This is a genomic window from Microcoleus asticus IPMA8 (genome assembly GCF_013179805.1).
GTDB lineage: Bacteria > Cyanobacteriota > Cyanobacteriia > Cyanobacteriales > Microcoleaceae > Microcoleus > Microcoleus asticus.
Genome location: NZ_SRRZ01000159.1, coordinates 1 through 14,654, shown reverse-complemented (window position 1 = coordinate 14,654; position 14,654 = coordinate 1). Strand labels below are relative to the sequence as shown.

Here is a 14,654-nt window from a genome sequence, read left to right as displayed (position 1 = left end):
TCTGCATTTAGATGATTTTTGGCTGGCATACTTCTGGCTTTTCTGTGGCTTGTGATTTATTATTATACCATTTTTAATGCGAAACAGCTTATGAACACCGAAAAGCAAGATTTAACAGATAAAAGTTCCTTCATAGCAGATACCAGCGCTAATCCTCCATCCTTCACCCTTCCCCCGGAAGCAAAACGCCTTCCCGCGTGGCGGCTGTGGGTTCCGTTGCTGCTGCAAATCGGACTAATTGCCGCAGTACCAGCGACGGCAGTTTACACTTTTATTACTGGCAAAACAGTTGTCCTGCAAACTCTACCAGTAGACCCTTACGATTTGCTGCGCGGATATTACCAAGTTTTGAGCTATGATATTTCCGATCGCACAAATCTCGAAAAACTCCCAGGCTGGAAAGATTTACCTGCGGAAAAAACACCTTGTCCGCCCGGGGTTGCTTGTCCACAAAATACGCACAATCCCAAGCCACAAACCAGTTTTTATGTAATCTTAGAAGCGCCAAAAGCCGCGACTAATCCCGGCCGCCCCCAAGCTTGGAAACCCGTCCGCGTCAGTCTCAAAAATCCCGCCAATTTGCCCGCCAATCAAATCGCAATTAAGGGCAAATATAACAGTTGGCGGATGGAATACGGCTTAGAAACTTATTATATGCCAGAGGATGAAAGGGAAAAAGTCAATCAGGAGATTAGCGAAGCTCAAAGGAACCAGCGACAATCATTTTTGGTAGAAGTAAAGGTTGACAAAACAGGCCATGCTGTGCCTGTGAGTTTGTGGGTGCGCGATCGCAATTATCGATTTTAGCCAATTTAGCCAAAAGGTCGATCGGTCTTTTAGCCTTGTTTTGAGTATTTTGGCTTAAGCATGGAGCGGAGGTTGGGCAATTCCCTACCATTCCCGAAAGCACGCGGGTTCGGGATAGCTTCGCTGGCGCGGACATTTCAATTGTCAACAACCCAGGAGAATCTATTAAGATATATAAGACTTGCGCAAATCTTGCCAATTCAAGGGCGCAAGTCATGACTCTACTGGAGCTTCTCATGTTAGCCGAGCTAATCTCTGCCAGACGCATACTCAAGACCAAACTCCTCGAATTTTTAGGACTTCCCGACAACTGCCAAGACAAAACCGATTACCTAGTCAGCAAAATTGTATCCGTGCTGGAAGTAAATCCAGCCGAACAAGAAAGATTTTGGGAGACATTCAAAAGTGAATTAGCCGTCGATCCCGTAGAATTAGAAGGAATACTCAAGTGTTCGCCAGCAGAACGGCAGCAGTGGATTGAACAAGGCAAACTCCCTATTCTAGAATACCGCTCTTTTCGCAAATCTGGAATCCATTTAGAATATCCCGTTCACGACAGAAGATTCATCTTAAGTCTAACGGAAACCGATATTAATAATTGGCGCAAAGAACCCAAAGGGCTGATTCAAAATAATCGCCCAACAGCCTCCCCAATCAATACAGAAAACCGCGCCGAAAACGAACAATCCCGAGGAGCTTTTAGTTCAGCTTGGGAAAAAATCATTGCCGACTGGAAAGAACAAGGTTCGGCGGAAATTTCAGCAACTTTCCAGCTAGCTTACTGGACAGTTTGGGCGTCGCGGTGGGCCAAAGAAAATCAGCTCAACAGCTTTAAAGCAATTAAATATAAGGAAGTATACGAAACTCACCAGCAGGAATGGTACCAGCGAAAAAATCAAGCTGTCAAGTTACTGATTGAGATGCCCTACGCCATGCTTTACTTCTACCGTCCGGCGGATGCTGACAAATTATATCTCGAACTGTGCGACGACCACCAGGAAATGATGAAAGATGGCTACTATTGGGACAAGTGGGAGTTTTTCTATCAGAACCGCAAATTGGTAAATAAGTGCCGCGAATGTGTGTACTCCGAAACCAAAGATTATTACTCGCTTTACTACCTGGAAATCAAGAGCGATAAGTTTCCCGATTTTAGTTTTTCTTTCCACACGCCGTACACAATCGGCAGAAAATTTTTGCCGCATCCAGAAACGTTGCCTTATGTAGAGCACGTAGAACAGGACGGCATTTTTCGCTTTGGCCGCCCGCTGCTTGAACAAGAGAAAGTTATTCACACAGAAAAGGATGTATTGCTCAAGTTTGAGGCGGCTTTGGCAGAAGCGAAAAAGTTTGTTTAGTTAGGAGTCATTAGTCATTAGTCATTAGTAGACTTATTGCAGATTTTTTGATTGATAGGGAAACCGCAGATAAACGCAGATAAACGCAGATGCTTTTCCCGATTGTTTGCAAGGAAAGGTAATCTTGTCTACTAATGACTAATGACTAATGACTAATGACTTTTGAACTTGGATTACTTGAATGCTGTCGCCAGCATAAATTTTTGGTTGCTGAGCTTCTTCGGAATTGTACGATCGCAATCCCACTTCTGCCAACAAACTCCCCAAGTCAGTTTCAGTCTCAAACAACCACAAAAATACAGCCAACCCTGGCCGAAATACCGGATTTCTGGGCCGATGAAAATCTACCAAAATGAATAGACCACCGGGCTTAAGCACCCGGTATACTTCCAGAAAGATTTCTCGCAACTGCGCCGATCGCATTTCGTGCATCGCAATGCTGCTGTGCACTCCTGTCAAACAGACTGTAGGGAAAAGGCATCGACTCAGCAAAAGCTTCTACATAATTGGCTGATGGTACATTTTTTCTTGCCCGTTGCAGAGATAATGGCGAAGCGTCAAGTCCTGTAAGAGCCTGGGAATATTGCACCAGAAACTGCGTAGTTTGACGGCTGCGGCTGCAAAGGTCTAAAACTTTAGTTTCCGCGCTGACGGTCAAATTTTGCAAGGCTAGTTGGCTCAAACGAGCCTCGCCGCCTGCGCTCAAATCAGCAAGACGCGCGATCGTATCGTAGAGCCACTGATACCGATAACTTAAATCTCTCAAAATTGTTGCCACAGTCAAAATTATGTATACCTTGCTATCGACTTAAGAGATTATTAAGTTATATGATAAAGATAAATAACAGAACTGAGACGATGGGAGAGCTGTAACCGCTATGGGTCGTGTGGGAGTATTGCTATTAAACTTGGGCGGGCCAGATCAAATCGAGGATGTCCGTCCTTTCCTGTTCAACTTGTTTGCTGACCCGGAAATCATTCGCATTCCGTTTCCGTGGATGCAAAAACCGCTCGCCTGGTTGATTTCGACCCTGCGTTTTCAGAAATCCCAGGAAAACTACCGCCAAATCGGGGGCGGCTCTCCTTTGCGGCGGATTACCGAGGAACAAGCCGCTTCGCTGCAAGAACTCTTGCAAAAAAAGGGACAGGATGCTCGAGTGTACGTGGGGATGCGCTACTGGCATCCTTTTACTGAAGAGGCGATCGCCAAAATTAAGCGCGATCGCATCGAACACTTGACAATCTTGCCGCTGTATCCTCAATTTTCAATCAGCACCAGCGGTTCTAGCTTCCGGCAGCTAGAAGAAATGTGGGGCAAAGATCCAGCCCTCAAGGATATAGAATATACCGCTGTTCCTTCTTGGTATCAGCGGCCGGGCTACATTCAGGCAATGTCGGAACTGATAGCCCAAGAACTAGACCACAATCCCGATCCCGATCGAGTTCACATCTTTTTTAGCGCCCACGGCGTCCCCCTCAGCTATGTAGAAGAGGCTGGAGACCCCTATCAGCGCGAGATCCAAGATTGCACTCGTCTGATTATGGAACATTTGAACCGATCGAACGAACACACTCTAGCTTATCAAAGTCGGGTTGGCCCGGTGGAATGGCTCAAGCCTTACACCGAAGACGCCATTACCGAATTGGCAGAAAATGGAGTCCAAGATTTGTTGGTAGTTCCGATTAGTTTCGTTTCCGAGCACATCGAGACTCTGCAAGAAATTGACATGGAGTATCGAGAATTAGCAGAAGAATCGGGGATTCTGAATTTCTACCGAGTGCCCGCCCTGAATACTCATCCGGTGTTTATTGAAGCCTTGGCTGATTTAGTCATCGAGTCGATCGAATCTCCCAGCGTTAAATTCTCTGATGTTATACGCCCTTCCAAGATAGTGAAAATGTACCCTCAAGAGCAGTGGGAGTGGGGTTTGACCACGGGGGCCGAAGTCTGGAACGGTCGTGTGGCGATGATTGGTTTTGTGGCACTATTGCTGGAGTTAATTACGGGTCAGGGCCCGCTACATTCGATCGGATTGCTTTAAATTGACAGTTGACAGTTGACAGTTGACAGTTGACTGTTGACTGTTGACCGTTGTTACAAATGACTAATGAGATCAAATCCGTTGGGATCGGAATTATTCATGTCTCTGTTCTCTTCCTCAGCGCCCTCTGCGATCTCTGCGGTTAAATCATTCCGAAACAACTGTAAACGATATGACTAATCACAAATAACTAATCACTAATTAATCAGGATCGCGCTTGTGGCGGCGGGGATTTCCCCTATCGCCCGTTATTCCCTGACTTCTGTACCAGCGATACCACTCTTTAGAACTGCGAATTGCCAGCCACAGCAGCATCATAGCAACTAGCCCTCCCTGCCGCGGAGCGTCAAAGGCAAACAAAACCAAGGAAATGCACAGAACATCTTGGAGGAAAATTACCCAAATCGGCAAACCCCGCAGTCGGTAAAGCCATCCTGCTTGTACCAGTTGCAGCACTAAAGCCAACAAACCTCCGACAACACCAATAATCCACAGCATCCAAGGGTGAACAATAATTTCGTCGATCGAACTTACCTGAGCGATCGCAATTCCCATAATTGCTCCTACAATGGGACTGAAAATAATTTGCACAACTTGCAGTACCCGCTGTCCTACAAAGGTTTTAGAAGCAAATAATTCTAACAGCGACCAACTCACCAAGATGGTGATAGCCACTTGGGGGTGAACCCCCGACAATAGAGGTATTTCCGACCAAAGTTTATCAATCCGCAACAAACCAATTAACAGCAGGGGCAGGGCAATTCTCATACCCCCTGCCGCAGACCCAGAGAGTGCGGCTAGGAGTCCAACCATAATAATAATTCAGTTGATAACGTCAGCTAAAGCCTCGATCTATTTCAGAATTTAATTCCCCTGATGGCTGGCTGTGATTTGAGCGATCGAACTCAAATTGCGGCTTCAGCTTAAATATCACCTTCTATTGTAAGTGTATCTGCTTAATCGCTGCTTGGTACTGCGATATTGTCGATCGACACAAGGTAGAGAGCACTTATGTAGAAGGCACTTATGCAGAATTAAGGCGGGATTGTGATTAAATTAGAAAGTATCGCAAAAGCAGCAGGTAATCCGAAACAATTAAATTTAAGATGCCCGCTAAGCAAGAGCTTTCCGGCAAATTCTTCTCCTGTCTTCCCTCCAACCTCTTCCTTATTCCTTCTTCCTTCGTCTTATTATGTCTGATTCATTATTTGCCGATGCCAGTCGCCGATTAGAACGAGCCTTAAAATATGTGTCGCTTTCCGAGGATACGATCGAACGGCTGAAATACCCCAAATCCAGTTTAATTGTATCGATTCCCGTGCGGATGGACGACGGTTCCCTGCGAATTTTTCAAGGTTATCGGGTGCGCTACGACAATACCAGAGGCCCGTCTAAAGGAGGAGTGCGCTATCATCCGGGAGTGTCCCTTGATGAAGTGCAATCCTTAGCATTTTGGATGACTTTTAAATGTGCAGTTTTGAACTTGCCTTTTGGAGGAGCCAAGGGCGGAATTACTCTCAATCCCAAGGAATTGTCCAAACTGGAATTGGAACGGTTGAGCCGGGGCTATGTCGATGCGATCGCAGATTTCATCGGCCCCGATGTCGATATTCCCGCGCCAGATGTCTACACCAATCCCATGATTATGGGTTGGATGATGGATCAGTACAATATTATTAAGCGGCAGCTTTCTCCAGCGGTTGTGACTGGTAAACCAGTGACAATTGGCGGTAGTTTGGGCAGAGATACGGCAACAGCAATGGGTGCTTTTTTTGTAGTACAAACTCTTCTACCCAAATTTGAGCTAAATCCTCAAGATACAACTGTAGCGGTACAAGGTTTTGGTAATGCCGGTGCAGAAATAGCAGAACTGCTCTGGAAAGCAGGTTACAAAGTTGTTGCTGTCAGCGATTCCCAAGGGGGAATTTATGCTAAACAAGGTCTGGACATCCCCAGTATTCGAGGTTTTAAAGACTCTAACAAAGGTATCAAAGCTATTTACTGCGAAGGTTCAGTTTGCAATATTATCGAGCACGAAATCTTGACCAATGAGCAACTTTTAGCATTAGATGTAGACGTGCTAGTTCCTGCCGCTTTGGAGAATCAAATAACAGAAGCCAATGTTAATGATGTTAAGGCTAAGTTTATTTTTGAAGTAGCTAACGGCCCGATTGATTCTGCTGCTGATTTGGTTTTAGAAACGCGGGGAATTCACGTAATTCCTGATATTTTAGTCAATGCCGGAGGCGTAACGGTTAGTTATTTCGAGTGGGTGCAAAACCGCAGCGGACTTTATTGGACGCTGGATGAAGTCAACCAGCGGTTGAAGCATAAAATGGTCGAAGAAACTGAAGCAATTTGGAAAAAATCTCAGGAACTGTCAGTTTCCATGAGAACTGCCGCTTACGTGTACGGGTTAAATCGACTCGGAGAAGCGATGAATGCGAAGGGAACGCGGGATTATTACATAAACGGTTGAGGGAAGTGCGGTAAGATTGTGCGATTGTACAATCTTACCGCAGCTATTTGAAAAAAGTGCAGTCTACGAACCGACTTGGCAAAACTTGGCTCTGAATTGGGGAATTTTAGGTCTGCACGCCGCAGTTTATTTAACCGCCACTTTGCTGTTGCAGAAGCGGAAAGATATTTTCAAATAAGTAATTTATCCGAGTATTAGATCCTTGACTTCTTCTCGGTATTTTTCGTGAGAACTCGGACTTATTTAAGAAGTCGGGGATCTGGGTATTCTACAGCTACGCGAAAACCGAGGTCATTGCCGCGGTCTATCGCCTGCTTCCTGGTACGATAGGCACTGCGGCAAAGGATCACATCGTTGACCCAGGAACCGCCACGCTGCATTACGTATTCAAATGTGCCTGTTTCCCAGGAACTTCCGTCAGTTGGTGTGCCATTGTAGTTATGATGCCACCAATCGCTGCACCATTCCCAAACATTGCCGTGCATATCGTACAGTCCAAAGGCATTGGGGGGAAAACTTCCGACATCGGTTGTTTGTCCGCGGTAAAGTCCTTTGGGGGCGTTTGCGTAGGGGTAGTTTCCGTTATAGTTGACTAATTTCGGGGTAATAGTTTCCCCAAAATGAAATGGGGTTGTTGTTCCTGCCCGGCAAGCGTATTCCCATTCTGCTTCACTCAGGAGGCGATATTTTTTCCCGGTTTTTCGCGAGAGTTTGCCACAGAATTCGACAGCCCAATTCCACGATACACGTTCAACAGGACGTTTTTCTCCTTTGAATTGCGATAAGTTGTATCCCATCACTGTTTGCCACTGTGCTTGAGTGATGGGGTATTTGCCTGCATAAAAAGCAGGTACTGTTACTTGATGCTGCGGACTTTCGTCCTCCTTTCGTCCTGCTTCGTCGTTGAGGCAACCCATCATAAATGTGCCGCCGGGAATGTAAACCATTTCCAGTATAATTGAGTTACCTAAGTCTTCAGAAAAAAAGTGAGCAAAAGACTTTCTGCGACTGTTTTCTTTTCCATACGCATCGACTGTGATGACATCAAATTCAAAATAGTTACGTAAATGTTGTTTGAATTTCTCCTTATCTTTATCTTTCAGCAGTGAATAGGCAGCAAATTTTACCTGCATTGACTCATCTTGCAATGCTTGAATTATTAAATCCAAGCCGGCTTCTCCATATTTCAGCGCTTCAGAGAGTGCGGCGATTCTAGCTTCGACAGCGGGCGAGGCTAAGCGGCTTTTAACGCCGGGGATGCCTCCGAGTATCGCAGCATTGACAGGCATTGAATTTTGACTGCCGAGAACGGCATCGTATTCTCTAGGTTCATTTTGGTTGTCTGACATTGCACTAAAGCCTCTGCATTTTAATTCAGCACAACTTTAATCTCTGATTGTCGAATGATAGCATTTTTAGCTATCCCCTCGATTATGCGGCGGTTGAAACCGCCTATTTGCTAAAAATAATCAAAAAAAATCCCCCATTTGGGGGATGTAGTTCAACGGTACTATATAGCCTTAGTCTCCGGCATCAAACACTTATCAGAATCGCAGCCCGCAGGCCCGGAATCCATCATTTCACCTAAGTCATAGCGACTCAAAGCCGCGTGAAAAACATCAATTTCCCGGCGCGCTAAAGTCTCTTCCACCATCTTGGTGTAAGTTTCCTTGCTCACCGGTTCAAAGGGCAAACGCGGGAAAGTTTCAAGAGCATCAAACCGAGCCAAAAGCGCTGCGGAAATGTAGCCTTCATCATCACGAATCGCTTCATAAATCCGAGTACCCAAACTTTCCACTTCATTTTCCCGCAATTCAATCGTGGCCGAAGTGTTATGTCTGACATAGAACTTTTGCACCTGCATATAAAAGTCCATTTGTGCGGCAGCCGAGAACTTGCTAATGTCAATTTCATCGGCTCCCGGTAAATCAGCCCAACTTACTGCAACAGGTATTTCTACCAGCCATTCTGTGCAGCGTTCATCGAAGGGATTGTTCAGCAAATTGCCGTTTTCATCTTTGTCAGATTGAGACGGAATAACATTGTATCCGTAGTCGATGCAGGCGAGGGCTACGGGGTCGTTTTTGCCGAAAGTGATTCGGCGAATGAAACGCTGGGCTTTCGGCGGATGCCAGCCGGGAGAAGCACCTGTCAGCAGAGATTTAGTACCCGATGGTTGAACCGTTGTGCAGCGATTTGGGCGTTTTAAGGAATGGCGATCGCAATAATCCCATACTACCCCATTGACAATCTCGCGCCAACCAGTCAAATACTCTTCTTCCCGCTGTTTAAAAGCGATTCCTTGTGGAGTTTGCGGGCGGCCTTCCACCCACCAGCGCAGCCACTCCACGCCAAAAGCATGAACGAAGAAATCGAACAATCCCGTGAAAGATACGCCGACAATCGGGTCTAGTTCGCGGCTGTATTGATAGCGGGGTTCAAGAAATTTGTGATTGAGAAGTACCGCGACAGATAGAGCCGCCGCCTTGAAAGCTTCCTCCTGTTCTTTGAAGTTGTAAGGATCAATTTGATTGAGGTGAACCTCCGCCAAATTACAGTGAAAATTAGAGCCGATGATTTCCATGTTTGTTACCCTAAAGGCTTTTTATCCTTTAGTTCTACAGATTCGATTTTCCCTGTAGATCGGCGTACTTTTTCATTTACTGTAGTTGTAAATGCCCCGCACTCTTGCCAGGATTATATTCTTCAAAAAAGAAGGTTCACCCGGTACGCTCTACGGTGGTAAAGGACTTTTAATTCCCTTACTTACCTCGGAGTTAACATCTCAGTCTTCTCCGATTTTGCGAGGTTTTTTACGTGAGGCAAAATTACTTACCACACGGGTTTAAGCCCACACGGACTAACCGATGCTCTAACTCGCCAGCAGTCATATTAGGATGGCGTTCCTGCAACCACTCTTTAGCTTTTCCTTCATCGTAAGCTTTCAAAAACTCACTTCTAAGACTCGGTGTTGAAAGTAAATCAACGTTAGATCGAGCTACAGCTTCGCCGGCCCATTGAATCGCACCTTCGCCGCTGTAATACTGTTTGCGGACAGCATCAATACATTCTTCTAGTGTAGGTTTGGTATGGAAAACTCGCGTATGGTTTGCCATCCGAAGAGCATCGCGTTCTGGATCGATTCTCCAGTTGCCGCTTTCATCTTGTTGCCACAAATTATTTTTAGCATTTGCCCCTAGTTCGTCATCAGCATCAAACTGACGCATTCCGGCCGATCTTCTAATATTGCCAGCAACAATTGTGACCGCAGCTTCATCAATCAACACGCAGCATTCAACTGAATTTAACTGCCGCCCTAAAGCTTTATTTAAAATAGCGGCGCAGCGCTGATAAAGATCTGGCAATTTCACCGGATTTGCTACTCCCCCAAAACCTTTTAAAGGTTCTCCCACCGGGCGAACGTCGCTCAAATCGATGAATACTTGAATTTCTCCTGCAAATCTTTCATCAGTGGATAATTCCAGCAAAGTTTGATAGGAGTTTACCCAACCTTGGCGAGAATCTCCGACATAAATAGTTGCGGTTTTTTCTGCTATTTTTACTTCGGTTTCTTGACGGCGCGACTGGGCGGGTGTAGAGCCGATTTCGCCTTGCATGGTTAGGGTTAAACGGTTGCGAATCAGCGGCAGTTGGTTGATATATTGTGGTTCCAAGACTGCCCCTGTGCCGCAGCCCATCATTGCCAAATCCATCAACAAACCAAAGGAACGCCAGTCGAGAATATTTGTTGAGGAGCAATTATATGCGCCGGAAAAATTCTCTGGTTGTTCGATCCATTTGCTGCCACCTACCCACAGCCAGCGGCCTGAAGCGAGGGTTTTGAGCTGGTTTTGCATCCGGTGCAGCAGTTGTGTTTCTTCGGGGGTGAGGTTTCCAAGCTTTTGCAGCCCCTTGACTGTTCTCGCGCACACTTCGGCCCAAGTCTCCCTTCCCGTCTCGGTACGGCGACTGTAAGTCCTGAAAAATACTGGATTGGCTGCGGGTGCTGTTTGGGGGAAATCGGACAGGTTGCGTTTCTCGCTGGCACTCGATCGCTCTAATTCTCGAACCATAGGTTGTGTACTGACGTGTCGGAATAAATCAACAGACTACGAATATACAACAGGATTCAGATTTAGGGTAAAAGGTTAATATATTTGACAATTTGCACTAAATGTGGGGCATAGAACTCTACAAGCTCGATCGGGCGATCGCCTAAAAACGTGACCAAAAAACCCGATTTCTTCCTGAAACCGGGTGAAGCGCAAATGTTGTGAATTGTCAATCCTTTGTCAATAAAAACTCAATATTGGGTAACAGCGGGTCTTGAACAACCCCCACACCGTTAAATCCCCAACGTTCGAGTAGCTTTTTTACCTGAGAACCGGAAATCGATTCTACTCCGAATCGATCGGCAACATCAGCAGCGTGGGCGTTGAGATAACTCAAAGCGTCATAGTCTTCACTAAACATCAGCAGGTAACTCACTGCCGCATCTGGATTGGGATTCGCGGACAGATATTTGCCGTCACTGCGGGAACGTAGCAAGTAAAAAACTTGAGATAACATCTTATCTTGGTTGTCAAAATAATATGTTACCTCAAATTGGGAATTGGGAATTGCCCAAACGATTTTAGACTGACAATTTGAGATAGTAGAAAAGTTGAGTTTTTTTCAACTTTATACCTAAAAAGTACATAATTGATGCCTAAAATCGCTGGGAATCTAGCAGTTAAATCAAAGTCAGTGCTAAGCCTTTAATCCCTCGCCCGTCACCAATTTGACCGACAATCGAAGCTTGACCGGTCGTCAAATTGATATTGTACAGGCTGGAAACTCCGCCAACCTCGATCGCAGCCAAAGCCGTCTCGTTACCGCCAACACTCCTGACATCAAAGCCGAGAACGGTACCAGCATCAATTCCCAAAGATCCGATCGTATTTAACACTCCATTATTAGGCGGATCTTGGCGCACCAAAACGTCTAAATTGGTGTCAATTGCAAATAGTGTCGTCGAAGTTGCCCCGGCAAAGTTATTCACATACGCCGCAGCAGCAGCCGCGCCGGGATTGCCAGCATTGCGATCGCCCGCCCGGTAAGCCAAATTCCCGTCAAGTTGAATTCCCCCTGTCAGCGTGTCAAAATCGACAATTGCCCCAGTATCCGGGTTGAGGCGGGCGTTTTGACCAGCTTGATTGACAAACCGAATTCGATCGACTGTCGGATTGAAATCAAAACCCGCAGCCCCCGGAGTTAGGGGAACAGCAAACTGCCCGCTACCAACAGCAGTTGCAGCCCCAGTCACCGGATTGATGGCGTACAAGCGATTGCTAGAACCCACACCGTAAAGCACACCGTTAGCGGGGCGAAAATCAATCCCCAGCAAACTTTCTCCCGGCTGCAACCCCGTAACTGCTGCGTCGCTGAGAATCGCCCGCGGTGCCGCCTCGTTAAAACCGACAATTGTTTCGGCGCCATTTCTGACAGTCAAGGCGTAAGCTGTAGGCAAAGGCAAAGCCAAACCGTTAATCTGTCTGCCGTCGGCAATTTGACCGACAAAGGAAGCTTGACCGCTACTTAAATTGATATTGTACAAGCCCGAAACGCCCCCAACTTCCAGCGCCGCCACTGCCACCTCGCGGCCGCCAATACTCCTGACATCAAAGCCGAGAACGCTAGTAGCATCAACTCCCAAAGATCCGATCGTATTCAACACTCCATTATTCGGCGGATCTTGTCGCACCAAAACATCCAAATCGCTGTCAATTACAAACAGCGTTGTCGAAGTTCCCCCTGCAAAGTTATTCACATACGCAGCCCCAGCAGCAGCCGGATTTGACCCAAAATTGCGATCGCCGGTCCGGTAAGCCAAATTCCCGTCGAGTTGAATTCCCCCCGCCAGCGTGTCAAAATCCACAACTCCTCCCGTATCCGGGTTGAGGCGGGCGTTTTGATCGGCTTCATTGACAAACCGAATTCGATCGACTGTCGGATTGAAATCAAAGCCCGCAGCCCCCGGAGTTAGGGGAACAGCAAACTGCCCGCTACCGACTTGACTGGCTTCCCCGGTTCTCGGATTGACAGTATACAAGCGATTGCTAGAACTCACACCGTAAAGCACACCGTTAGCCGGCCGATAATCAATTCCCAGCAAATTTTCTCCCGCTTGCAATCCAGTCACGGGGAAATCTGAGATCACACTTCCCGGATTGGAAAGACTAAAACCGACAATCCGATTAGCAGCAGTTAAAGCATAAGCCGTTGTCAGCGCTGGAGGCGGGGGATTTGGAACAACGCTGCCAATATTATTAGTGAAACTTGCCTGGTTAATCGCACTTTGTCTCACCCCTCTGAGAGTAGCGAGAAATTCTCCAGTCACTCTGTCTTGAATAACAGTATCGTTTCCAGCTTCCTGAATATTCAAGTCGCTAAAACTAAGACCTCCCGCCAAACCGATTAAATCGGTACCGGCTGCAAAATCGGCGATCGCGTCAGCATTTGCGAAATTAGCACCGCCGCTGGTACGACCAGGATCTGCATCAGCGTAGCGACTCAAAACAAATAAGTCTGCCCCCTCTCCTCCTATCAGGACATCAGTATCTCGATCGCCCGACAAAACATCATTGCCGGAGTTGCCCGATATGGAATCGCTGCCTTTTCCGCCCACTAAAAAATCGTTACCTTCTCCGCCGTTAATAGTGTCGTTCTCTAAATCTCCAAATAGCGTATCTTGACCAGCATTCCCCTCAATTAAATCGCTTTGCTTACCTCCATAAATGCTGTCATTCCCAGAGTTTCCGGCAATGGTGTCATTGCCCATCAAACCAAAAATTAGGTCATCTTCTGGAGTTCCTGCTAGCAAGTTTGCTTGGGCCGTGTCTCTAATTTCTGCCATGCTCTAATCACCCTCTAAATTTGATACTTCTGTTGCCTAACGGCGGTGGTATTCTCAGTCAAAATATCACAAATTGGCACTTTTAGGAGAGTTTTTCTTATTTTCGGCTGTAGGGGTGGGTTGCCATAAAAGTATTACACGCAGCTAAAATGATATATAAACCCGCCCCCCGATTCAAATAAACCCACTCCTAAATACAGATCACTTAGCCGTATTTTATAGTTAGGTGTGTAGCCAAGGGCGATCGCAGCTCAACTGCAAACAGGCAAGCTGAAATTTTTAGCGGTGCGAACCTATGAAATTTTGTACTGCGTTCATTAGTAATATACGCTGACTCTATAATTTTGGATCTGTACAGTCAGAAATTATTTTTCAACTTTAATCTTAAAGCCTGCGAAGGTGGGCTTTGTCTGTGTAGCGACGGCACCATCGCTCAATATAAAGTGGATTATAAATGCGGAATTGGCATAATAAGTTAGTTGAACAGTCGTTTTCAGACGACTTAAGCTTTCAGGCAGGGGTTTAAATCCCTGCCTGAATCGGAGTTTCACGTTTAATGCCTTCCCCTGCTTTTTCAAGCTTTCAGCAGTGCTTTAGAAGCTGATTGCCCTGCGAGTCTCAGTTGCGATCGCAATTTGAAGTTCAACAACACCAAGACAGTCCACTGACTGAGTATGGAGAGCAAAATCGTATTTCCTGACGCGGCTGTCAGATACGGCGAAAACCAAATGCCAAAAAATGTTGAAGACAACCACAAAAAAGGAGCTTTTTCTGGAGTAAGCAAGAGCATAGATAAGATCGCAGGTGGCAACAAGATAGCGCTGCCGACTGTCCCGACGGCCCAAATTTCCTGATTTCGGGTTTTTGTAAATAGGAATAGTTGGGTGATGGCTGCGTAAATTAGGATGAGATTCAGACAGCCAATTACACCCCCAAATCCGTTTATATCAGGTTTTTTCAACAGCGCCCAGGGTGTTAAAATTCAGAAGTGTTGAATGATAGGAAAAGATTGCTAAAGTTGGCAGAGCAATGTATAATTGTAGACTTATAAATTATTAATAATCAACTAAAAT

At 46.1% G+C, this 14,654-nt stretch carries 12 protein-coding genes and 1 pseudogene; 5 read left to right on the top strand and 8 right to left on the bottom strand.

The window, feature by feature from the left end; all coding sequences use genetic code 11:
- Positions 1 to 90 precede the first annotated feature (90 nt).
- Positions 91 to 807, top strand: coding sequence for a GDYXXLXY domain-containing protein (locus E5S67_RS28315; RefSeq protein WP_172192274.1), 717 nt, complete (start codon positions 91 to 93; stop codon positions 805 to 807).
- A gap of 236 nt (positions 808 to 1,043) precedes the next feature.
- Positions 1,044 to 2,165 carry a hypothetical protein gene (locus E5S67_RS28310; protein ID WP_172192272.1) on the top strand — a complete coding sequence of 374 codons (1,122 nt, stop codon included), beginning with the start codon at positions 1,044 to 1,046 and terminating at the stop codon, positions 2,163 to 2,165.
- A 138-nt stretch (positions 2,166 to 2,303) separates the two neighbouring features.
- Here E5S67_RS28310 and E5S67_RS28305 read toward each other — a convergent pair.
- Positions 2,304 to 2,943: pseudogene (locus E5S67_RS28305) on the bottom strand (class I SAM-dependent methyltransferase).
- Between the two features lie 100 nt (positions 2,944 to 3,043).
- Here E5S67_RS28305 and hemH point away from each other — a divergent pair.
- On the top strand, positions 3,044 to 4,207 hold the full coding sequence (gene hemH / locus E5S67_RS28300) for a ferrochelatase (RefSeq protein WP_172192270.1): 1,164 nt from the start codon (positions 3,044 to 3,046) through the stop codon (positions 4,205 to 4,207).
- Positions 4,208 to 4,408: 201 nt separating this feature from the next.
- On the opposite strand, the gene E5S67_RS28295 is transcribed toward hemH, so the two are convergent.
- Complete coding sequence (locus tag E5S67_RS28295; protein ID WP_172192268.1) at positions 4,409 to 5,020, bottom strand: DUF4126 domain-containing protein; 612 nt, start codon at positions 5,018 to 5,020, stop codon at positions 4,409 to 4,411.
- 379 nt (positions 5,021 to 5,399) lie between these two features.
- Here E5S67_RS28295 and E5S67_RS28290 point away from each other — a divergent pair, with 379 nt between their 5' ends.
- Positions 5,400 to 6,686 (top strand): Glu/Leu/Phe/Val family dehydrogenase, encoded by a 1,287-nt coding sequence (locus E5S67_RS28290; RefSeq protein WP_172192266.1) that lies wholly within the window; start codon positions 5,400 to 5,402, stop codon positions 6,684 to 6,686.
- A 16-nt stretch (positions 6,687 to 6,702) separates the two neighbouring features.
- Positions 6,703 to 6,864 (top strand): hypothetical protein, encoded by a 162-nt coding sequence (locus E5S67_RS28285; RefSeq protein WP_216670773.1) that lies wholly within the window; start codon positions 6,703 to 6,705, stop codon positions 6,862 to 6,864.
- Positions 6,865 to 6,925: 61 nt separating this feature from the next.
- Here E5S67_RS28285 and E5S67_RS28280 read toward each other — a convergent pair whose 3' ends face one another.
- From E5S67_RS28280 to E5S67_RS28255, 6 genes are all read right to left on the bottom strand, one after another.
- Positions 6,926 to 8,035, bottom strand: coding sequence for a formylglycine-generating enzyme family protein (locus E5S67_RS28280; RefSeq protein WP_172192264.1), 1,110 nt, complete (start codon positions 8,033 to 8,035; stop codon positions 6,926 to 6,928).
- A 161-nt stretch (positions 8,036 to 8,196) separates the two neighbouring features.
- Entirely contained in the window at positions 8,197 to 9,270 is a 1,074-nt protein-coding gene (gene nrdJ / locus E5S67_RS28275) for a ribonucleoside-triphosphate reductase, adenosylcobalamin-dependent (RefSeq protein ID WP_246277019.1), read from the bottom strand.
- A 244-nt stretch (positions 9,271 to 9,514) separates the two neighbouring features.
- Entirely contained in the window at positions 9,515 to 10,759 is a 1,245-nt protein-coding gene (gene nrdJ, locus E5S67_RS28270) for a ribonucleoside-triphosphate reductase, adenosylcobalamin-dependent (RefSeq protein WP_216670772.1), read from the bottom strand.
- 208 nt (positions 10,760 to 10,967) lie between these two features.
- Positions 10,968 to 11,255, bottom strand: coding sequence for a hypothetical protein (locus E5S67_RS28265; RefSeq protein ID WP_172192262.1), 288 nt, complete (start codon positions 11,253 to 11,255; stop codon positions 10,968 to 10,970).
- A 163-nt stretch (positions 11,256 to 11,418) separates the two neighbouring features.
- Positions 11,419 to 13,581, bottom strand: a complete 2,163-nt coding sequence (locus E5S67_RS28260; protein ID WP_172192260.1) for a DUF4394 domain-containing protein — start codon at positions 13,579 to 13,581, stop codon at positions 11,419 to 11,421.
- Between the two features lie 574 nt (positions 13,582 to 14,155).
- The gene (locus E5S67_RS28255; protein WP_246277018.1) at positions 14,156 to 14,542 is read right to left on the bottom strand and encodes a hypothetical protein; all 387 of its coding nucleotides are present in this window, start codon (positions 14,540 to 14,542) and stop codon (positions 14,156 to 14,158) included.
- Positions 14,543 to 14,654: the final 112 nt, after the last annotated feature.